This is a genomic window from Blastopirellula marina DSM 3645 (genome assembly GCF_000153105.1).
Classification (GTDB): domain Bacteria; phylum Planctomycetota; class Planctomycetia; order Pirellulales; family Pirellulaceae; genus Blastopirellula; species Blastopirellula marina.
Window position 1 is genome coordinate 3,864,551 of record NZ_CH672376.1, and the last position, 20,715, is coordinate 3,885,265.

17 protein-coding genes are annotated in these 20,715 nt (G+C 57.3%); 3 read left to right on the forward strand and 14 right to left on the reverse strand.

Translation table 11 applies throughout. The features are described 5' to 3' along the window. Positions 1-10: 10 nt before the first annotated feature. Complete coding sequence (locus DSM3645_RS17375) at positions 11-1,138, reverse strand: PepSY-associated TM helix domain-containing protein (protein ID WP_002653571.1); 1,128 nt, start codon at positions 1,136-1,138, stop codon at positions 11-13. A gap of 280 nt (positions 1,139-1,418) precedes the next feature. Between DSM3645_RS17375 and DSM3645_RS17385 the strand changes: the two genes are divergently transcribed. From DSM3645_RS17385 to DSM3645_RS17395, 3 genes are read left to right on the forward strand one after another with little or no spacing between them, the layout of a single operon-like run. Then, positions 1,419-1,703, forward strand: a complete 285-nt coding sequence (locus tag DSM3645_RS17385) for a hypothetical protein (RefSeq protein WP_131282666.1) — start codon at positions 1,419-1,421, stop codon at positions 1,701-1,703. 48 nt (positions 1,704-1,751) lie between these two features. Continuing rightward, on the forward strand, positions 1,752-2,723 hold the full coding sequence (locus DSM3645_RS17390) for an HNH endonuclease (RefSeq protein WP_040351934.1): 972 nt from the start codon (positions 1,752-1,754) through the stop codon (positions 2,721-2,723). Between the two features lie 46 nt (positions 2,724-2,769). After that, positions 2,770-3,264 (forward strand): hypothetical protein, encoded by a 495-nt coding sequence (locus DSM3645_RS17395; protein ID WP_002653575.1) that lies wholly within the window; start codon positions 2,770-2,772, stop codon positions 3,262-3,264. Between the two features lie 252 nt (positions 3,265-3,516). Here DSM3645_RS17395 and DSM3645_RS17400 read toward each other — a convergent pair whose 3' ends face one another. The 13 genes from DSM3645_RS17400 to DSM3645_RS17465 all read right to left on the reverse strand — a co-directional run bounded on the left by DSM3645_RS17400 (position 3,517) and on the right by DSM3645_RS17465 (position 20,487). Next, on the reverse strand, positions 3,517-4,269 hold the full coding sequence (locus DSM3645_RS17400; RefSeq protein ID WP_002653576.1) for a class I SAM-dependent methyltransferase: 753 nt from the start codon (positions 4,267-4,269) through the stop codon (positions 3,517-3,519). Positions 4,270-4,300: 31 nt separating this feature from the next. Continuing rightward, on the reverse strand, positions 4,301-5,662 hold the full coding sequence (locus DSM3645_RS17405; RefSeq protein ID WP_002653577.1) for an MFS transporter: 1,362 nt from the start codon (positions 5,660-5,662) through the stop codon (positions 4,301-4,303). After that, positions 5,632-6,420 (reverse strand): ABC transporter ATP-binding protein, encoded by a 789-nt coding sequence (locus tag DSM3645_RS17410; RefSeq protein ID WP_002653578.1) that lies wholly within the window; start codon positions 6,418-6,420, stop codon positions 5,632-5,634. Before DSM3645_RS17410 ends, DSM3645_RS17405 begins: the two co-directional genes overlap by 31 nt. Beyond that, the gene (locus DSM3645_RS17415) at positions 6,417-7,490 is read right to left on the reverse strand and encodes a FecCD family ABC transporter permease (RefSeq protein WP_202594956.1); all 1,074 of its coding nucleotides are present in this window, start codon (positions 7,488-7,490) and stop codon (positions 6,417-6,419) included. Before DSM3645_RS17415 ends, DSM3645_RS17410 begins: the two co-directional genes overlap by 4 nt. Continuing rightward, complete coding sequence (locus DSM3645_RS17420; protein WP_002653580.1) at positions 7,483-8,652, reverse strand: ABC transporter substrate-binding protein; 1,170 nt, start codon at positions 8,650-8,652, stop codon at positions 7,483-7,485. Before DSM3645_RS17420 ends, DSM3645_RS17415 begins: the two co-directional genes overlap by 8 nt. Then, entirely contained in the window at positions 8,652-9,815 is a 1,164-nt protein-coding gene (locus DSM3645_RS17425) for a PepSY-associated TM helix domain-containing protein (RefSeq protein WP_002653581.1), read from the reverse strand. Before DSM3645_RS17425 ends, DSM3645_RS17420 begins: the two co-directional genes overlap by 1 nt. Before the next feature lie 38 nt (positions 9,816-9,853). Then, the gene (locus DSM3645_RS17430) at positions 9,854-10,333 is read right to left on the reverse strand and encodes a carboxypeptidase regulatory-like domain-containing protein (protein ID WP_116344518.1); all 480 of its coding nucleotides are present in this window, start codon (positions 10,331-10,333) and stop codon (positions 9,854-9,856) included. A gap of 50 nt (positions 10,334-10,383) precedes the next feature. After that, positions 10,384-11,331, reverse strand: coding sequence for a DUF1559 domain-containing protein (locus DSM3645_RS17435; RefSeq protein WP_040351935.1), 948 nt, complete (start codon positions 11,329-11,331; stop codon positions 10,384-10,386). Between the two features lie 900 nt (positions 11,332-12,231). Then, the gene (locus tag DSM3645_RS17445) at positions 12,232-15,009 is read right to left on the reverse strand and encodes an ABC transporter permease (RefSeq protein WP_002653586.1); all 2,778 of its coding nucleotides are present in this window, start codon (positions 15,007-15,009) and stop codon (positions 12,232-12,234) included. Then, the gene (locus DSM3645_RS17450) at positions 15,006-15,764 is read right to left on the reverse strand and encodes an ABC transporter ATP-binding protein (protein ID WP_002653587.1); all 759 of its coding nucleotides are present in this window, start codon (positions 15,762-15,764) and stop codon (positions 15,006-15,008) included. Before DSM3645_RS17450 ends, DSM3645_RS17445 begins: the two co-directional genes overlap by 4 nt. A 47-nt stretch (positions 15,765-15,811) precedes the next feature. Continuing rightward, on the reverse strand, positions 15,812-18,658 hold the full coding sequence (locus DSM3645_RS17455; protein ID WP_002653588.1) for an ABC transporter permease: 2,847 nt from the start codon (positions 18,656-18,658) through the stop codon (positions 15,812-15,814). Then, entirely contained in the window at positions 18,655-19,479 is an 825-nt protein-coding gene (locus DSM3645_RS17460) for an ABC transporter ATP-binding protein (RefSeq protein ID WP_002653589.1), read from the reverse strand. The genes DSM3645_RS17455 and DSM3645_RS17460 overlap by 4 nt, the downstream gene beginning before the upstream one ends. Before the next feature lie 57 nt (positions 19,480-19,536). Next, positions 19,537-20,487 carry a DUF1559 domain-containing protein gene (locus DSM3645_RS17465; RefSeq protein ID WP_002653590.1) on the reverse strand — a complete coding sequence of 317 codons (951 nt, stop codon included), beginning with the start codon at positions 20,485-20,487 and terminating at the stop codon, positions 19,537-19,539. Positions 20,488-20,715: the final 228 nt, after the last annotated feature.

The window sequence follows — 20,715 nt, forward strand, 5'->3', positions numbered from 1 at the left end:
TCCCTCTCTTTTAAAACTGCCGCGCTCTTGAGGCTTGCAAAGCAATGAATGAGCAGACAAATTCCCCCACCAAAACCACTGCCAGACTTGCCCCTACCACTGGGAGGACCAAGGAGGCCGTCAAGACGACCAAAACCACCCAGCGGTTTACGTGATAGTTTTCGGCGCGCTGAGGAAAACCCCGGGGACCACGGGGGCGGGCCCGCCACCACATCCAGAAACCGGTGATAGATGTGAGGATGAGAACCATGCATGCCAGAAAGGCAAGGATCTTCGTTGTGATTCCCAAGATCGAACCGACATGCAACGGATAAGCGAAGACGAGCAAGGACAACATGACCGACGAATTACTCATGTCGGTTCGCGTGCTCGCCTGACCAGTATATTGATCGACGACGTAGATGGCTTGGCTTGTCGGATCGGATGAGACGCCCAGATGCACGCGGTAGACGTCTTTCTCGTCGTGCGGTAAATCAATCGAGAGCGGAAACGCACCCGCATCTTGCTGCTGGGCGATTTCGAAAACTTGCTGCAGCGGGATGGTTCGTGAGTGGCCGAGAGGATCGGAGGCTGGTGCGTCAACGTATGCAAGAGGACCTCCGCCGGACATGAACATCACGGTTAGGTAGCTCTGCCCCCAAATGAACGTAAAGAACATCCCCGTCGCTTCGATGACCAGCGCGATAGGCGCCAGGTACATCCCGAAAACCGCGTGCAGATCGCGCAACACGATTTTCGTCGTCATCCCCTTCCACCGCGGATACCAAACCCCTGCGGCCGATTTGGTTTTCGGCCACCATAAGTAAAGGCCGGTGATTACCAAAATGACTCCCCAACCCGTCGCGAGCTCCATTAACAATCTGCCGAAGACGCCGGCGTACACCGAACGATGCAGACTGCGGACGACTGGAAAAAAACATTCGTTATGGACCCGATTTCCTACTAATTTGGCCGTATAGGGATCGACATATACATGTCGCAAACCATACGCATCGCTCTGCAGCATAAATTCGACGGTACATTGCGGTTCTCCACGCAACGCGACGCCAGAAATGCGCTCGTCAGGAAATTCGGCGGCAACCGTTTCGCGCATCTTATCTAGTGAAAGCGGCGTCGCGGCCGGCTCGACGTAGTACATGGACTGGTATCTGCGCTAAGAGACCCGCGAAGACAAGTACCTCCGCGAAGAGTACCTGGCCATTCAGGCGGTCGCTCGCCACAAGGGCTATCCCGGCGACACGACGATCGAACTCGGCGACGAGAGGGAGACATGGGACGCCCGCATCGCCGGCACCGACCTGTTCGAGATCGTCCAGGCACTGCCGGCCAACGAGCACGTAATACGCAAGTCCGTCGCCGGCGGCGAGGCGAGGGTCAATGCACCCGTTAGCGCCCCCGATCCGGGCGCGCCGACGGAGTTGCCGATCACCGGTCCACTCGCGCGTTACTTGATCCAGGCCGACCATGCCCACGACCACCTGCAATTTCCGCATGTGATCGTCAAGGTCATCGAAAAGAAGCACGGCAAGAATTACGCCGACGAACGGACGCTAGTTGTCGTCTTCGACGGCGACTACTCGTTCGAGGATGACTGCATCGTCCACGGATGGGTGGAGGAGATTCGCCAGCAGAGCCATCGGGGGACGTTCAAGGAAGTTCTCCTCGTAGAGCTTGCGCGGCGGAAGGTGTTCCCAATCTTCTGACCGGCGCCGTACAAGGCTTCGGAGTGTGAACGAATGACACCGTGTGAGATGGACGCTGCCGCGCGGCAGTACTTCGACGAGCGGTACGAGGTCGCAGTTCGTCATCCCCTTGTCGCGCCCCGGCCGATCATGCTGCCGCCGGATGACCCTGCACGGCGACGGTGCAGGTTTTGCGGGCAAGAATCGGGCCAGGTGAGCTTTAGCGACGACGCCCACGCCGTTTCGAACCTTTTGGGCAACAAGTCCCTCTTTTCGCCGAACCAGTGCAATGACTGCAACCGGCGCTACGGGCAAGAGTACGAGGACCACCTCGGCAAGTGGTCGAACCTCGCCCGTGCGATCGCGCAAGTCCCGGGGAAGAAGAACAAGAGACCGACTTTCAAGAGTAACGATCTGAGGGTCGAAACCGTTGCCTCCGGGTTGTCGATTCACGTTCCGTCCCCGCATTCGGTCGACGACCTGCTTGCGGACGGGCTGCCAGACGTCATCGAACTGACGGGCAACACCGCGTCGCAACCGCACGTCCCCATCCGGGCGGGGATGGCGCTGGTTAAGATGGCATGCTCGCTCTGCCCTTCGGAAGACCTCAGCCAGTGCCAGAACGCGATCGCATGGCTGGCAGAGCGGCAGGGGTTTCGCATGTCCCAGTTCCCGGTGTACTTCGCCTTCACGCCGGGGCCGATCAGCAACGCGGCGAGCGAGGCGGTCTTGCTTCGCAGAAAGGGAGACGGCGCGGAACCCTACCTGTGGTTCATCGTCCAGTTCTGCAACTTCCGCTTCCAGGTCTTCGTTCCCGGCTGCCCGGCGGACGCGCACTGGGCCGGCGAAGGAAGCACGCTCCCCGTCACGCTCAAGCACTACCCGTCCCGGTTTGGGCCCGACTGGCCGTTCGGGCCGACCACGTTTTCCTGGGGCGACTGGTCCGGCACGGAGCCCGTCCGGACAACCACGACGGCGACGCACCAATTGGTGGAACTCATTGGGATCACTCGGCCAATCGCGGAAACGACAGCGAAGTAGAATCAAGCGTAAGAGGAAAAGACAACAGGAAGGTAGATGCACCATCATGCCTATCTCGATCGACACGGCCAGCGGGCTTCAACTGGCTGATGGTAGCGATGGTGCCCGGCAGAGGTTCGCGAATGTTTTCCGCACGGCGTGGCTGACGATCCCTGCCGCCGACCAGCAGCGAATAGTCACCTGGTGGCAGCCAGGTTTCGCGGGGCAGGCGTCTCCGCAGGTTCAGCTTCTGGCCAATTACAACATGGCAGCCGCGGCTGAGGCTTTCGGTCACCACTTGAACTTTAATTCCGACGTGTGCGACCTGATGCCTGATGCAATTCTTGCCGATCTCATCGGGCACGAGTTGGCCCATGTTTGGCATTATGCCCAGCAAGGAAGCTTCGCGAATACAATCGGGGCCACGCATCAGCAGAGGGAGAATGAAGCAGACGCTACGGCCGATGGTTGGGGGTTTTGCATGGCCAACTTGCGAGCGTGGGCGAACGCCAATGCGACCGCAATTGTGGCTGCGACTGGGAATCAGAACGTTGGGTGGTAGTCGTAAGACTCAGGTGGATGGAATGACGGCCGAGATGAATGCAATGTCACCGATAGATAGCTGCAACGCCAATGCCCTGATCCCGGCGACAAAAAGTTCAATCGCCGTCTTGTCACCCCGACTTGTAAACCCTTGTGTAGCAATGCGTTACACAAGGGTATCTTTTTGCGCCGATCTGCTGAAATTTCTGTTTCATTACGCAACATTTTCGCCATCCACCGCGTCCTCTTGCAGACGATGGGATTGCGTTTTTTAGTCTTCTGCCCTACGTCCCGCGACGATGTACGGCGTTCCTTGCAGAACTCCATATGGAGGATCGAGAGCGTCGTGTTCTACTCTTGCGGCGATGACGGACTGCATTGGGATGTTGCGGATCTCTTCGATTCCGACCGCTTCCATCAGGACCCGTACGAACGAATCGGTATGTTCGCGTAGCGGCATTTGGTGCAAGGCGCTGCGATACTCGTCGTCAGGGGTCCAATTGGGGGCGGGGCGAAAGCCTCGTTTGATTCGCTCGGGATCGGTTGGACTGTTCTCGCCGATCAACACCAGGATTCCACCAGGGCGAAGAAGTTTCGTCCAGCGAGCGATAGCGTAGCCGGGGTGTGGTAAGGTAAACAGCAGAGCGCGACTGGAAACCAAGTCAAATGACTCTGGCTCAAACGGCGGGTACTCTGCATCCGCTTCGATCAGTTCGATCGATAGCCCGCGTCGAGTTGCGGCCTGCTGAGCAGCGCTGAGCATGGTGGACGAGAAGTCGACGCCGGTCGTTTCGTAGCCAAGTTCTGCCCAAATCTGGGCGATCGTACCGGGGCCGGTTCCCATGTCGAGCGCGCGGCGAATGTCGCACTTGTGCGTCGCCTGCGATAGCGCTTCGAGCCAAGCGCGTCGCGACGGTTCGAATCCAAACTCACCGTCGATGAAACGTTCGACGCGGTGTGCGACGACGTCGGCGTTACGCCAACCCTCGCGAAAAATCTGCTTTAGCTCATCCGCATTCTTCATGGAAAGGTCTCATCCTTTAAGGTCTCGTCGCTTACGCATGGGGCTCGTCGGTCGGAGTCGCAAGCGAATTGGCGTCTAATCTAAAAATGAATCCAAATGATAGAATCACAGCACAAATCGCCCAGACAGCGACCAAGCCAAAAGCGTCTGCTGCGATTCCAATGACAGGTAGCAGCGCTGCAACGGTGACGGCGCGGATAAAACTCTCGAGAGAAAGAACGGACGCGCGGCGGGTCTTTGGCATTTTTGTATTGAGCGTACTGACGAAAATAGGCCGGCGCATGTTCTGCAAAATAGTCAAGCCGAACAAGAGGAGGAGGCCGGGAAATAAACCCCATTGGAGATTCCAATTGCAGAACGCCAGGCAAGTAACGGCGACGAATCCGCAGGTGAAAATCTGGTTCAAAGCGAAGAAGCGATTTCCCGCCCATTGTTCATAGGTTGCGCTCAGCCGTGCTCCGAAGCCGCCAAGCCCATCGCGGACAAACTCGCTAAGGCCGACCCAGAGCGCGCCGGAAGCAGCGATGCCGGAAACTCCCAGCGGAGCGACGATCGCGACGCCGAACAGTTGCAATCCGACTTTGAGGAATGGTTGCGTAAAGTACTTGAGCGCAATCTTCGTTTGACTCTCAAATAAAATGGACTGAACCAGAATGGCGAGAAAGCCCGACTGTCGCCACATCGAACGAAATCCTTCCACCTTTGGCTCTCCTTTGTCCGCCTGGGATTGTCGAGCTCGGAAGGCGTCACCTTCCAGCTCACGGGGATAAGTCAGCATCAGAAAGAAGCCGCAAATTGCCGCCGCTGCCGAGAGATAAAAAAGCCATGAATAGTCGCGTGTCGCCGTCAGCAGAATCCCTCCGCAGATTGCCGCAGCGCCCGACGAATACTTAGAGGCGGCTCGTGTGCGACCAATCAATTGCGTCGCCAATTCCGCTTGACTAGTCGAATCGAGATAATCGAGCATGATCGCTTTGTGGCTGCCGGTGCGCATCGCTTCTCCCAAACCGAAGAACGTCAGGCATCCGCTCAACCAGGCGAAGAGTGGAATCACGCCGCGGAGATCGGTCGCTCCTAGGCCAATAAACGAGAGAGTATAGAAGACGAAGCAGAGTGCGGTCGCGCGACGCCGCCCCCACGAATCAGCAAGGATGCCTGAGGGGAATTCTAATAACACCGTGATCAGATGCTGGAATCCCATCAGCAGGCCGATCTCCGTATACGAAAGTCGCAGATCCAAGAAATAGAGGATCAGAAACGGATCGGAGAACCGCAGATTCTTGAAGATCGAATAGAGATAAAACCGAGCGATAATGGGAGTCAGCCCCGTTGGGGTTTCGAATTGCGAATGGTTGTGAGAATTTAAGTCTCTCTTGTCGGCGCCTGCGAGCAAGGCCCCAAGACGGCCACATGCGGACGCCCCGATGGTTCGATGGTGACACGCGACTCAACCCTGTAGACCTCGGTGATCATTTCCTCGGTCAACACCGAGACCGGCTCCCCCTGGCAGCGGACTCTGCCATTTTCCAGCACGTAGATGGTATCGGCAAACCGGGCCGCCATGTTCAGGTCATGCAGTGCGATCGCCGTGCTGAGCCCGCGTGAATCGGTCAGCTGGCGGATAAAACCACAGACGTCAAACTGCCGCCGGAGGTCGAGATTGGAAGTCGGCTCGTCCATTAGCAACACGGCAGGTTGGCGGACCAGCGCTTGCGCGATCGAGACCATCTGCATTTGTCCGCCGCTCAGTTCGTTCACGTAGCGACCGGCAATCGATGTGAGCTGTAATTCCTCCAGCAATCGCTCGACAAGCTCCAGGACTTCAGAAGTCACCCGCCAGCCAAGTTGGTTTAAACGCCCCAGTAACACCGTTTCAAAAACCGTGAGCACGGCCTGTGGGGTGAACTCCTGAGGAAGATAGCTGATCGACGCCGTGATTTCGCTGACCGATAGCTGGCGAATATCTTTCCCGTTGAGGCGTACTCGCCCTTCCGGTTGCAGGATTCCGCTCAGGCACTTGAGCAGGGTCGACTTGCCGGCCGCATTGGGGCCGATGATAGCGGAGACGCCGGGGCCAATATGGATGTCAATATCGGACAGAATCGGATCTGAGTCATAACGGAACGAAAGTTGGCTTGCTTCAAGAATCACCAGTAGGCTCTCCTTTTCAGCAAAGCAAGCGCTGCGAAAAACGGGGCCCCCAGCGCTGCCGTCGCAATTCCGATCGGAAAGATCGCACCGGGAATCGCCAGCTTGCAGATCACCGCCGCAACGGAAACGAGCAGCGCACCGTACAATGCCGACAACGGTAAGAAATAACGCTGATCCTCGCCGACTGACGCACGCGACAGATGAGGAGCGACGAGCCCTACAAACCCGATGGCGCCAGTAAAACATACCGCAGTCGCGGTCAAAATTGAGATCAACGCTAGAGTCTGCAGTCGCAGACGATCGACGTCGACTCCCATGCTGCGAGCCTGAATATCCCCCAGTCGTAGCGCGGTCAGTCGCCATGCCTGGGTGGCTAGCAGAGACATGGCCGCTGACAATACGACGCATAGGATCGCAACCTTGCTCCAGGTCGCGCCCTGCAGACTGCCAAAAATCCAAAAGACAATCGCCTGTAACGTGTCGTCGGAAGCGACGTATTGCAGAAACGCTACGCCGGAGCTGAAGATAAAGTGGAGCGCCACGCCGCCGACAATTAGCGTTTCGGTCGACCCGCCGCGCATCCGGCCGATGCCATAAATCATCATCGCGCCAAAGAGCGCGCTTGCGAAAGCAAATCCGGGAACAAGCAGAGTGGAAGCGAATACGAACGTTCCAGCACCGAAAACCAGCGCCAGCGCCGCACCAAAACTGGCGGCGGCAGATATGCCGAGCGTGAACGGACTCGCTAGCGGATTGTTCAGAATCGTCTGCATTTCGGCGCCGGCCACGCCCAGGGACGCACCGACTAATAGCGCCATCAACGCCGTGGGAAAGCGAAATGTCCAGATAATCGTCCGTAGCGAGTCGCTCGCGGAATCCGGGCTCCAGATCGTCGAGAGAATGTCTGAAAGCGGCAACTGCGCCGGTCCTGTCAGGATATCGCAAGTGAAAGAAATAACGAGCAGCAGAAATGATAAAGCGACGATCATCAGCCGACGTCGCCCCAATCGCTGATAGCCGACGCCTGCGCCCATGGAGACGCTGAGGGCTGACGGTAAGGGCTTACTCATCTTTGAGACTCGTCATCCAAGCGCCGCTATATTCAATCGGCATAAAACGCTCATGATACTCCCGCAAGCGAGCTTCTGGATCGAGCGTCTCTAATTCGTTCGGATAGAGCCATTTAGCCAATTGCTGTGCAGCGGCGAAGCATGTAATGTGACCGCCAAAGCGCGTATGAATTGCGTGAACACGTCCCGATTTGACTGCTTGAAGATTCGACCAACCAGGTCTGTTAGCGTACTCGCTCAATTGTCGCTCCGTCTGTTCAGGATCGGCAAAATAGCCCAGGCGAAGACTATCTGGAAAGGCCGTCCAATGGGCGCCAGTTATGACGATAACCTGCGGGTCCTCTGTGAGCAGCAGTTCAGGGCTAATCACTCCCATGCCGTACATGCCCGACACCGACCCGGCGGCGACGTTCCGGCAGCGAAGTTGGTCCATCACGCTTCCCCAGTTGGCCAGTTTCCCGTGATCATCGCTGCCAAACGTATTGCCGTATTGGCTCGCTCCTAGCGTGCCCGCTTCGAGGTAAATGCGGGGAGCTGGTGAGTCGATCTTCTCTAATCTACCGGTTACCTCCGCAAACTGTCGGTCAATCCAGGCGGCTGCCGCTTCAGCACGCTGTTGTTTACCGAGAACTTCTCCCAACAACAGGATACTGCGCTGCGGATCGCGAAAAGGATCGGTGAAGTCCAAGTAAAGCAAGGGAACGCCTGCGTCTTCCAAGCGTTCCAGACCTTTTGAATTCCGATCTCGCATATAGGTGCTCATGATCACCAGATCTGGATTCAGCGCCAACACCGCTTCCGCACTTACCGTATCGCGCAGCACGTCTCCCAGTACGTTCAACTCCTTCAAACCGGGATAACGCTGAACGAACTTTTCGTAAGCGTCTTGGTCGCCGGTCTTCAGCGACGAGTCCCAACCGACCAGTTTTTCCTCGACTTCGTCTCCCAGCACCGTCGCCAATTCGTAGATGCAAAGGCTACGCATCAGCACAATGCGTTTGATCGGTCGCTTTAAAGTTAGGGTGCGGCCCGCCAGATCGACGACCGTGAGAGTATCGTCGGCCGGAGGCGTCTGTCGCGGCCGCGGCCCATCAGAGCATCCAGCCAGGATCGTGGCGCCAATGATCGCAAGCAGGAAAAATGCGTTGAGGTTTTGTCGCATCAAACTCTTTCTGGGGTACTGCCGTCATGAATGGTTGTCATCACAGAGGAACGCGGCTGGCGTTTCCGCAACTTCGCTCTTGTCCGCTTCCACCATATCAGAACCCCAGTGACGTAGAGAACGGCAGGCGTCAAACCCAGCAGGCAAACGATCCAACGTCCAACAGCGCCAAACGCTTCGCCATTGTGCAGCGGAAACTGCCACGCGAAGATAATGTCAGCGGCGCTGCTTTCGTTCCAATCGCGCACCGCGAGAATTTCACCGTCGTACTGGTCAATCCAGATCCGGCTGTTTCCTGAACTTTTTCGCACTTCTCCCGCGCGACGAACTCGGATGACATAGGCGCCGTCGCTCTTGCTTGGCAGGTGAATCCGTTTTAACTGGTCGTCGGCGAACACGCCTTCGGCTGTGGCGACGGCTTGGTCGGCGTTTGTCGTCGCCTTGCCCGCTTGAGGCTGCGATCGTAATTTCTCCGCCGGCACGTGGGTCTCCGACAAAACCCAGGTAACGCAAGGCTTTATCCATTGCGGAAAGACCAAATAGACGCCGGTGAAAGCGACAACAAATAGAATCGGCGCAGCAATGACGCCAACCAACTTATGCAAGTCGTAGGTGAAGCGACTCTTATCCCGCAACGCGAAAGCGGCTCGCCAACTATGCTTCCAGAGGGGCCACCAAAGATAGATCCCAGATGCGATCGAAAGGATCAAGGCAATTCCGATCAAGCCGACCAGCGTCGCTCCTGTCTGGCCAGAAAGAAGCTGAATGTGCAGCAAGTAGATCCAAGACGTAAGATACTCTCCGCGTTTGCGATGTCCCACTACTTGTCCTGAGTGCGAATCGACATAGACGTGCGTGAAGACGGGAGCATGCTTCGGACCTGCTTGAAACCAGACAGTCCAGACGCCCCCTTCTTCGGTCGGCCAATCGACAAATCTGGCCGCTTGAGAGGCCTTCTGTTCCGCCGCAGCGATGACTTCGGTCAGCGTGCAGAACGAACCGGCTTCGGCAGTGGAGAAGATCTCGGGATTGAGCCAGTGGTCGATTTCGTGGTGAAACGCGAGAAAGCTGCCGCTGAGACTCGTCAATACGAACAGCAGCCCAATCGTCAACCCTATCCAGCGGTGGATCTTCAACCAGATTTTACGCAGGCGAAACTTCATACCTCTTTAAACGCGTACGACGCAGTTGCGATCGCCCCTCATTGAAGCGACGATCCTTTCAGAATGGCGACCTCTTCCAGCACGATCGGCTCAATCTCATTGTCGCCTTCCTGGATGGTGACCTCGATCTTCGAACGCTGAGGGTTTGAGAAGCGCCCTTTCAGGCGATCCGGCGGCGGAGGCGCCATTCCGCCGCCTGGCGGTCGCCAAGCGGGATCGGGCCATTCGATCGAAACGAGGTAATCGCCGGGCGGGGCTCCGTCTGGCCCGGAATAAGTTGTCAGTTGAAACTTGCCGGACGCATCTGCTCGCCCACTAGGTGCAAGCGGCGAATTGACGCCGGCTTGCTTCGTCTTCGGGTAAAGTCGGACAATGGCGCCCTTGGCCGGAACGCCGTTTACCGTGATTGTTCCGGAGGTGGGAATCGTTGGAATTGTCTCATAAGCGCGGCGATTGTTGCACCCGGCGAGCACGGCGACCCCGAGCAAAGCCCAAACGGTGGTTCGATAGACGATCATTGGTTGCGTTTTCTCTTCAGGCGGCTTGCGAGCTTCCATTCGACAAGTGACTAAAATTCACCTAGCACTTCCCCTTCGTTGCGTCCGACAAAGGCGCGAAACGTAAGTTTGTCGACCGTCTCGCTAACGAAACGGACCGAGCCATCCCCGGCTGACGCATTCATGCCGCCGGCATGGAACGAATAGGCGCCGCCCCAGTCATTGGTGCAGTTGACTACGCAAGGACCGTAGTAAATCGTGCCGTCGAAGTTCCAACTGCGAATTCGGTCATGCTGGGTCGACGCCCACCAGCCTTGAAAATTCGTGTCGACCACTTGCTGGTAGCTGTACTCGCTAACGTCTTTTGGCGAACCGTTCGCTTTCACCACGTTTGGAAAATTGCTTCGCTCGAAGAAGAACATCGTGTTCGATAGGCCATCAGTTATGGCGCTAAAGCCGACTGTCGATTGATAGCTGCCGTCAAATAGAGCCCCGACAATTTCTCGGGGAGTAATCGTATCGTCGCGAAAGCTGCGCGCCACGAAATAGTCGCCGGTTCCGGCAACGAAGTCATTGTTCAAGTCCGTGGTCGACTGGTCTTCGATAATCCCTTGAATTTGTCCGCTTCCCCGCGGTGTCGACGGGCAGTTGAACGCAGTCAACTCGGTTCCCACGACTACCTGATTAGCCTGATCGGAAACGCCGTTCGCGGCGGTCGGATCAAACAGGTTATAGGCGGCGCTTTGCTCCATCTGCGGCAAGATCGCCAAACCCCAACTGCTGACCCAATGACCGCTGTTGTAGGTGACTCCCATGTCGGGAAACGGCAACGATCGATGGGTGTCGTGATAGTTGTGGATCGCCAATCCTAATTGCTTGAGGTTATTCGTGCACTGCATTCGCCGAGCGGCTTCCCGCGCTTGTTGAACGGCTGGGAGCAACAGGGAGATCAAAACGCCAATAATCGCGATGACGACCAGCAATTCAACAAGCGTAAATCCGCGTCGTATCGGGGACATTTGCGTTTTCACGGGGGAAGCTGCCTTTCGATTTTATGTTTAGGGATAGGACGTTCGAGTGGGATCTCCCAAGCACGCTCGCTGTCGGGCGAATCAACTCGCACAAGCATTGACCTGACACGAATTCGTCACCGAACGTGCCGTTGGACTTTTTGGTTGTTGGTCCAACGCGTGGAGGGCTTCAGAAGAAAGCCGTTCAGGCAGGGGGGCATAGGGAGTCGGCACGTGCGACCCAACTACATTTGATACTACGTCTCAATTTCTGAGCCTTTATTCTAATACGCGAGCGCCCCACTGCAAGTGAGGCAGCAACTTCAACATGAAGTCTGCCGCCCCCAACGTACGAAATCCTGGTAATCGATTCGCGGATGCTGCCGACGACGCCCCAATCAAGCGACAATCCAGTAGGTACTCGCGCTCGTTGTGCTTCCAAAAATTTTCGCCAGCCGAGTAAGCGTACGTTCCCAACCTATCTCTTCCGAAGTCCACAAGCACGATGCAGTTACCGCGCCAAACTTGCATAATTGTGGTAGGTAATTCGCGGTTCGTGCGACCAGCCCGATTTTTCCCGGCGAAGGGAAACAGCTGGGGCCGCTGATTGCTTGCCGCTAGGGTATTCGGAACTGGATCGGCTCAGCACCGATGTCACCCAAGTCGACTGAGGTGTCGAGAATTTCAACACGAAATTCTCCCAGAAACTTGTCAACATAGGCGGCAAGTTTACACGTCTCCATTTCCCGCCCCCCTTGCGGTGCGGCAGGGCCATGCATGTCAATTCCGACGATCAAAATAGGGCGACGCGGGTTCCGAATCGTCGAACCCAATACATTCAGGGGGACGTTAATCGATCAGCGCATAATGGTCGTGCTGCGATTTGTCATAGGAGGAAATCACCTCTCGTCAAATGGCTGCTCGGCCCCGCTGGAGCAGCGTCAATGGACTTAGCCGACTGATAGAAAGGGCCGGCCAAACCGCGGACAAAGTGGATAGCGCCATGACGTATAGCAGGCCGAGCGAGACTGCGGGCCAGGGAATATTCAGCGCGGGATGCAAACCTCCAAAGAAGCTGACATACTGAGCGATTCCGCAGCCGCACCAGCCTGCCATCACGCCAAAGCTCACGCTGAGCAGACTGGCGGCGATTCCGATCATCGCCCCTTCGGCGACAATCGCTCGCAAAATTGCCGACCTCGAAATGCCAATCGAGCGAAGAACTCCCATTTCCCATTGGCGCGCGCGGACTGAAGCGAGAATGACGTTAAGAACTCCGAAGCCCGCAATCGCCACCGCGGCAATCGGAAGTTGGCTGACGGCCCAGATCCAGCGGGCGGCGTTGTTGCGGGTCATTTGCCGGATTTTTTCGACCGGCATAATCTTCACGCCGTCGCCGACTTCGCTTGTCGCAGCGATCGGTGGGCGATCCACGGCCAAAATCCTTTCGGCGGCTTCCGCGATTTGGTCTGGATTCACATCGGTAGAAGCGAAATTTAACCAGACGTGCGTCGCCGTTGAAAAGTCAAAATCTTCTGCAACGACGTCATAGTTCGCAAAGGCGAGCGCCGCAGCGCGATGCGTTCGCGAGCGGAAACCGGTCAATTTGGTTTGCCAGTGCCAACCTGGGAGACGTACTGCTCCTGCAATTACGTATCGCACCGAGCCTCCCGCGTCTTCGGGCGGCGCAAGATCGAAATTGTCGCCAACATGCAGCCCGCTTTCGGCAAGAAAATGATCTGGCACAATACAGGCGCGACCGGCTCGCATTTGACGCACCGCCTCTTGCGGCGTACCCGCAACCCACTCCAAATCGAAAAGCGGGTTCGATCCATCAAAAGCGGCATCCGGGTCGATTCCCACAATAACCAGATTGTCTTGTCTAATCACGGAGGGACGTTCTGCGCTGCCGGTCAAGTCTTCGACAAATCGGGGCTGTTCGACGACAATCGGCAAGCATTGCTGAGGATTGACACCTTGGATCTGGGCAATCTTCCGGACGTCTTCGAGCGGTAGTCCCCCTTTCGGAAACGCTAGAACAGCATCCGGAGCCCAAGGTCCGACCAGAAATCCGTCCAGCATGGTAAATCCCCAAACTTGGACGCTAATGAATAGTCCCATGCCGACCGCCAACGAGATCGACGCCGCCGTAGTCCGCCACAGTTGGCTCGTGATTTGACTCTCGAGCAGCTTGGCGTCGATTCCTAATACCCGAGCCAGTATCGGTCCCATGAGACGATCGACCAGGAACACGACCGTGGGCGCGATCATCACAAACCCAATCGCCATGGAAACGGAACCGATGCCGAAGTAGCTGAGCACTTGCGTTTCGGCCGTTGGGGGAAAGATGAACGTGATGATGGGATTCACTGGAATCAGCGCCACGCCAAAGAGAATCAGCGGAGTGGGTAACCCCATCGGAGCTGACTGCGCCGTTGGAGCCATCGCGTCTACAGGCCGGACTCGCGTCGCGCGCCAAGCGGGAATAGCGGCGGCCAAGATCGCGCCGCCGTAGGTCGCAACGGCGGCGAGCGTCAAACTGGAAGCGCCGATGGTGGCGCCGTGTCGCAATATTCCAGGAACAGCAAGCGAGACGCCGCTGAGCATGAGCCAGCTGATGAGCAAGCCGCCCAAAAAACCGATCGTCGCAAGCAACAAGCCTTCGGCGAAGATCAACAGGCACACCTGCCGCCGCGTCAGCGCGACTGCCCGTAAAATAGCGAACTGCCGGACGCGCTCGGTGACGCCCATATTCAACGTGCAGAAGATCACCAACATCGCCACTAGCAATGAAATGCCGGTCCCGGCGTAGGACTGCATCCGCAGGTTATCGGCGGCGGCGCTTTCGTCGAGCGCCTCCTCGATTTCATACGCCTCTTGAAACTGCACGGGCACGTCAAAACGACTCAGCTTCGGGGCCCAACTGAAGCGAAATTGATTCACGTCGGCGTCTGGCGCCATGGCAAGTCCGAGAAAGCTGATCTGCGCGGGCTGGCCGAAAATCTTTTCGCCTAACTGCGTCGCGATAAAGATGTCGCCGGCGCTCGGCGTTAGCATATTGGGAACGGCGTACGCTCCGGCGCCCAACGACGGGGCTTTCAGCAAGCCGATGACTTGCAGCTTCCATGTCTTATCATTGTACGAGACGGTAATGAAGTCGCCGGTCGTCACTTCCAACCGCTGGGCGGTATCGCTTCGAACGACTACCTCCAACGCGTCAGATTGATCGGCGTCCAGCCACTCCCCCTCGACGTCAAACGGCGGATTGGCGGTCGAACTGCTCAAGACCGAGTATTCGGAGCGAACGTTTGGCGGGCCTTCCTCAAGTCGCCCCTGTTTGATTTCATTGCGGGGCGCGGTTGGATCAAACGGCTTGGCGTTTCCACGGACGACGGTTCGCTTCAACCACATTGGGTCAGCGACCGCAACGGAAGAGTCTGCCCGCATCGCCTTGACGACTTCTTGCGGAACCGCGGTCAGCTCGGTGGTGGAAATCGGAGCGATTGAAAGTTCGTAATGACCCAGCGCCACAGTGGCCCACTGATCAAACGACTGCAGCAGCGCGTCATAGCCCGACGCTAGCCAAATCACCATGCAGGCGGCCGCCGTCGTCGCCAGCGACGTCAACACGACGCGCGTGGGGTGTTCGCGTAGAAACGCGATCGCTAGTTTTGCAACTTTGCTCATCGGCTCGCCTCGGCGACCGGCGAGAAAGCGGACTGGTAACTCAACGCAAGTTCCTGGGCGTCGCGTTTGCCAGACGGCGCGAACTCAGTCAAATTGGCGCCATCCTTCAACACGACTACGCGATCAGCCCACATCGCTACATGCGGTTCGTGCGTCACGATCACAATCGTCCGCCCCTGCTCGTCGCAAAGCTCGCGAAGTAGTTGGCAGATCTCCTGCCCCGAAACCGAGTCGAGACTTCCGGTCGGCTCGTCCGCCAAGACAACCGCTGGATCGCATATCAGCGCTCTCGCGATCGCAATTCGCTGTTGCTCACCGCCCGACAGTGCGCCCGGCTTGTGCGTTCTGCGCTCGGACATTCCCAGCCGATCCAGTAGGGCGTTTACTTTGGGCGACAACTCTGGACCATCAATCGCCGGCAAACGGATGTTGTCCTCGGCCGACAAGGCGGGTATCAGGTTAAACGCCTGAAATACGAGCCCGATGTGATCTCGACGAAAACTGGTCAGCTGTGCGTCGGACAAGTTCCCCAAATCGCGGCCGTCGACCAGCACTTGGCCTGCGTCGACATCGGTCAATCCCGCCATGACATGCAGCAGCGTGCTCTTGCCAGAACCGGACGCTCCCATAATTGCGATGAACTGGCCGGGGCGGATCGTCAATTGCACTCCGCGCAGCGCTTCAATGACGCTTGATCCCTGCCGATAACGTTTTACGACGCCGTTGACTTCCAACGGCAGACATTCCGAGGACATACGCTTGCTATTTCCTAAATAAGCAGGAAGTTCGTTTGAAGGCCGGGCTAAGTCGCGGCTCGTCCGGCTTGCAGCAAAGTCAGCGGTTCGGTCCGACCGGCGGAAATCGCTGGCCAAAGCGCCGCGATCGTGCAGAGCACGAACGTTAACACGTAACCGAACCAGAGCGAATTCCAGGGAATAATCAACGTCGTCGCGACTCCTTCAAACCAGGCGTTACTCACGTAACGCACTAATCCCAAACAGCTCCAACCGACGATAACGCCAAACGCTAAACTGAGCAGACTGGCGACGACGCCAATCAACAGCGCCTCAGAGAGAACCAGTCGACTCAATCCCAATCGCTTTAGACCGACAGCCCGCAGCACGCCAAACTCCCATCGACGAGCACGCACCGACGCCGCGATCGTATTGGCGATACCGAGCGAAACGACGATCAAGGTAATTAGAGGGAGCCAACCCATTGCGCTGATCGCCGCTCCGGCCCGCAAACGCATGCCGTCACGAACTTCTTTGATCGACGAAACCTGAATGGGACCGTCGCCTCGTCGTCCGCCGGCGCCTGGACCGCGTCGCGTTGGTCCATCGGTCGCCGCTGCAATCGGAGGTCGACGATTCTCTTGGCCGTCTGCTCGTTCTTTCCCTTCCGGTCGTCCGCCGCGGGACGAAACGGAGACGAGAGATTGCAGGCGCTCTTGCAACTGCTCGGCAGTCACGCCGGAAGCAGTATTAAGCCAGAAATACTCGCGTCGCGGCAATACGAAGTCGTCGCGAACTTGCTGCTCGGACGCGAAAGCCAACCCGGCCGTGCGAACAGAATTGCGTCGCAACCCAGTCGTTTTTGTGATCCAGTTAGAACCTGGCATCGCCGCAATTCCGGCGATCTCATATTCGATCGGATGATCCGGGTCGTTCGGTGGGATAAATCCAATCTTGTCGCCTAAGTTCAGTCCGGCGAACTTGTGAAACGTATCGGGAACGATGCAGTAGCGCCCCCGTTTGAGTTTGGCGATTGCTTCGTCACGGCTTCCTTGAACGAAATCGAGCGGAAAAAGAGGTCGGTCGCCGCCGAGTCCGGCCGCCGCATCCAAACCGATCAAACAAACGTTATCCTGTCGAACTGCGGAGTCTTGCTGCCGGCTTTTCAGCGGATCGCCGACCAGCTTTGTTTGTTCGACCGCTACGGACAGAAACTGATCGATCAACACGCCTTCTGTTTGGCGAACTTTTTCCACTGCTTCGACCGGCAAGCCGGGATCAAACTTGACGATCACGTCCGGCGTCCACCGCCCCGGCAAGAATCCGCTCAGCATCGACCAGCCCCACACCTGGGTCGCGGTGTATAGTCCCAATCCCAACATCAGCGAAGCGGCGATGCCGGCGCTGCGCCACATGTTGGTGCTTAGTTGCGTTTGCACCAGATTGTTTTGGAGCCGCATCACAGTCGCGAGGATTGGGCTGATTAACTTTTCAACGACCAAAACGACCAGCGGCGCAAGTAGGATGAATCCGACGATCGTCGCTGGCGCACCAACAAAAAGCACCAGCGCCAAGCGAAGCGTCTCAGGCAGCGACGGCAAATAGACCAGCAGAGGATTGATCCCAATCAGGACGAGACTCACAAGGCCGACCGCGCCATACGAGCGAAATCCGCCCGGCGCGACCTGCAACGGCGCCATCGCTTCAAGCGGACTGATCCGCGTCGCTTTCCAAATCGGGAAGATTGCCGCCAACATCGCCCCCAATAGCGAGCAGCCTGCGGTGAGTAAAACGCTAGTTCCTCCCAGAGTCACGCCATCGGGAAACAGCTGCGGCGTCGCACTGGCCAACGCGAGCAGCAGAATCCAGCCTCCAAGAAGTCCCCCCAGCCAGCCGAATAGAGCAAGCGCGAGCGCTTCGGTCAGGACGAGAGTCGCAACTTGCGTGCGGCGCAAACCGACGGCTCGCAACACCGCTAACTGACGAGCCCGCTCGTTAACTCCCATGCTGAGCGTCGTGAAGATAATGAACGCCGAAGCGAGAATCGACAACGCGGTGACGAAGTAGGCCTGTTTGCGAGCCCCTTCCGCTTCAAACCCGCCGGCGATCTTTGCTTGGATATCCTCCGGCCGCAGCAGCTCGGCGTTATCTGCGACGGCGTCGACTCGTTGCCCCAATTGATCCAATTTCGCAGCTCCATCCAGACGAATCTCGATCAGGTTGATCGCCGGCGCGGAGCCCGTAAACTTTTCAACGGCGCTCATCGGAACATACGCGGCTAGCGAAGCGGGGCCACGATTCGTGCCGCCTGGTGCGCCCCCTTTCGTACGCATCATCGCGAACTCAACGTCATCCACTTGCTCGACGACGCCAACCACGGTGAAAGGAAATGGGCGCTTCTCCTTGTCGACAATCTCGATCGAATCGCCAGGTCGGACTTTGAGCGCTTCGGCAATTCCACTGCTAACAACCGCTTCGTCGGTTGCACCTTCGTGCAGCCATTGACCGTCAGTCAAGGGATAACGAGGTTCGCCGGCGGAAGTGCCGACCACGGTCGGCCCCATCCGTCCCATTCCACGTCCTGGCGGACCGGAGCCCTCTGGCGGTGGTCCGACGCGACGAATCGCCATCCGAAACTGGGCGACTGGATTAACCTCGGCGATCATTTGATCGCTTTCGAGCTCCGCCAACAATTCCGCCGAGAGCTGGTCATCCAGTTCTTTCGGAATCACAAAGACTTCGTAACTGCCGACGAAATTGGCGGTCTGATCGTCGAACTTCGAAGCGATCTTTTCGTACGCCGATACGACCCACAAGACAACGCCAATCGCGGCAATCATCGCCGTCAGGGTCAATGCCAGACGAACTTTTTGCTGACGCGCATGCGCCAGAAACAATCGTAGAATTAAACTCATGTTGCCTTCGCCAAGGAAGAACCAGAGACGATATCTTGATATCGGCCGGCCAATTCATGGGGATCTTGTACTCCATCCGCTAACCACTCGGTGCAGATAGCGCCATCTTTCATGATCACGACCCGTCCCGCCCAGGCGGCGACCGCCGGCTCATGCGTGACGACGACGATCGTCCGTCCCTCTTTTTCGTTCAGCTCCTTTAGCAATTCGCAAATCGCGCGTCCATTGGCCGAATCGAGACTCCCGGTCGGTTCGTCCGCCATGACGATCGCCGGGTCGGTGATCAAGGCCCGCGCGATGGCGACCCGCTGTTGCTCGCCGCCGCTCATCGCGTCGGGGCGATGCGTCAGGCGATTTCCGAGGCCGAGCCGCTCTAAGAGAGCAACGGCCTGCTCACGCGACTTGCCATTGGCCGCGGCGCCACCGGCCATCAGCGGCAGCATCACGTTTTCAATCGCGGTCAACGCCGGGATCAAATTGAACTGCTGAAAGACAAGCCCGATGCGGCGCCGGCGAAAGTCGGTTAACTTCGCATCGGGAAGCGACGAGAGTCGCTCTCCTTCGACGAAAACATCTCCCGAATCAGGACGCGCCAAACCACCCATTACGTGCAAGAGCGTACTCTTGCCCGAGCCACTGGCTCCCATGATCGCGGTGAATTGTCCCTGCGGAACCTCGAGCGACACGCCGTTGAGCGCTCGGACGCTACTAGTCCCCTGGCGAAAGGTCTTGACAAGCTTGGTCGTTCGCAAGGGAACGCCGATCGACTTCGCCTCTCCTTGAGCAATAGCGCGAGAGACAACTGCTTTATTTTCCGACATGTTCCAGATCCCAATATTTGTAAACGCGAGGATGGCGTAACCGATCCACGCTCGCCCCTACGGCCAGGTAATCACCTCTTGTCCATCGCGCGTATGCATCGCCATTACCATGTCGACATCAGTCGATTCGGGCAGAAATCGGACGCTGCCGTCGCAAAGCCCAACGTTAGCGCCGCCAGAGTGAAAGCTGTAAATCCCCATTTTGTTTGCACAATTGATTACGCACGAGTAGAAGGTCTCGGAACCGGCCGTGTCGACTTGCTCCTGCGTCCCGTCAGGCGAATAGGTGTAAAGTCGGAGCGCTTGTGGTCCGGCCCAGCATGACCAGCCTTGTTGCGTCGTAACTTGTCCCGATTGGGCTTGACGCTTGTAGTAGAGTTGCGGTCGCGCCGCCACTTCTCCGGCGAGCACCGTGTTGGAAAGCCCGTCCGTAAACTTGGCCAATCTGGTCGCGGCATTTGAATCAAACCCAGCGTTCGCCACCGCCCCTTGCGAGTTTCTGATCGTCTGCAATCGAACGTAGTAGTCTCCCGGCGCCGCCGTCGCTCCCGAGATCAACTGAGCGTCGGTCGGACCATATCCCACCGGTACGCTTCGATCGCCGTTTGGAGTGGACGGACAAATGAACATCGGAATCACTGTCTTAATCGCCGTTACGTTCACCGTGGCGAAGAACGGCTGGTTATGGTCGTACTGATCGTTAAGATTCCCCTGTTCAATGTATGGAAGAATCGCGGTTGGCCAGCCGGATCGAACGGCATTTCCCACCGAAGTTCCGTCGGGAAGCGTCGCGGGACCTGTAATCCGGGATTGCGGGAAGCCCTTGTGGACGTCGGCATAGTTGTGAAACGCCAACCCGACTTGCTTCAGGTTGTTCGTGCATTGCATCCGTCGGGCCGCTTCGCGAGCCTGTTGCACCGCTGGCAATAGCAGTCCGATGAGGATACCGATAATTGCAATCACTACCAGCAGTTCAACCAACGTAAATCCGCGCCGCGTGACTCTCATTCTGTTCCTCTGACCTTGGAGGCTTCGATCTATTTCCCGAATCGCGAACATCGCTTCTTTCGCGACTCAGTAAAAAGTTTGGAAGCAAAGTACGTGCCAACGATCAGGAGATAACGATTCGTAGAGAAATTGCGATCGCAGCGACAATACGCAAGTTTGCCGTGTCGTTGAAAGCGACGCGCTTGTCGTTTGCACGAACATCAGCATGGCTTCGTTCTCCGCTGCCGG

What these genes read in the sequence shown, in the direction of transcription:
- DSM3645_RS17375 (WP_002653571.1), bottom strand. Translation starts at nt 1,138, where the DNA reads ATGTACTACGTCGAGCCGGCCGCGACGCCGCTTTCACTAGATAAGATG.
- DSM3645_RS17390 (WP_040351934.1), top strand. Translation starts at nt 1,752, where the DNA reads ATGGACGCTGCCGCGCGGCAGTACTTCGACGAGCGGTACGAGGTCGCA.
- DSM3645_RS17395 (WP_002653575.1), top strand. Translation starts at nt 2,770, where the DNA reads ATGCCTATCTCGATCGACACGGCCAGCGGGCTTCAACTGGCTGATGGT.
- DSM3645_RS17400 (WP_002653576.1), bottom strand. Translation starts at nt 4,269, where the DNA reads ATGAAGAATGCGGATGAGCTAAAGCAGATTTTTCGCGAGGGTTGGCGT.
- DSM3645_RS17415 (WP_202594956.1), bottom strand. Translation starts at nt 7,490, where the DNA reads ATGAGTAAGCCCTTACCGTCAGCCCTCAGCGTCTCCATGGGCGCAGGC.
- DSM3645_RS17420 (WP_002653580.1), bottom strand. Translation starts at nt 8,652, where the DNA reads ATGCGACAAAACCTCAACGCATTTTTCCTGCTTGCGATCATTGGCGCC.
- DSM3645_RS17425 (WP_002653581.1), bottom strand. Translation starts at nt 9,815, where the DNA reads ATGAAGTTTCGCCTGCGTAAAATCTGGTTGAAGATCCACCGCTGGATA.
- DSM3645_RS17430 (WP_116344518.1), bottom strand. Translation starts at nt 10,333, where the DNA reads ATGATCGTCTATCGAACCACCGTTTGGGCTTTGCTCGGGGTCGCCGTG.
- DSM3645_RS17435 (WP_040351935.1), bottom strand. Translation starts at nt 11,331, where the DNA reads ATGTCCCCGATACGACGCGGATTTACGCTTGTTGAATTGCTGGTCGTC.
- DSM3645_RS17445 (WP_002653586.1), bottom strand. Translation starts at nt 15,009, where the DNA reads ATGAGCAAAGTTGCAAAACTAGCGATCGCGTTTCTACGCGAACACCCC.
- DSM3645_RS17450 (WP_002653587.1), bottom strand. Translation starts at nt 15,764, where the DNA reads ATGTCCTCGGAATGTCTGCCGTTGGAAGTCAACGGCGTCGTAAAACGT.
- DSM3645_RS17455 (WP_002653588.1), bottom strand. Translation starts at nt 18,658, where the DNA reads ATGAGTTTAATTCTACGATTGTTTCTGGCGCATGCGCGTCAGCAAAAA.
- DSM3645_RS17460 (WP_002653589.1), bottom strand. Translation starts at nt 19,479, where the DNA reads ATGTCGGAAAATAAAGCAGTTGTCTCTCGCGCTATTGCTCAAGGAGAG.
- DSM3645_RS17465 (WP_002653590.1), bottom strand. Translation starts at nt 20,487, where the DNA reads ATGAGAGTCACGCGGCGCGGATTTACGTTGGTTGAACTGCTGGTAGTG.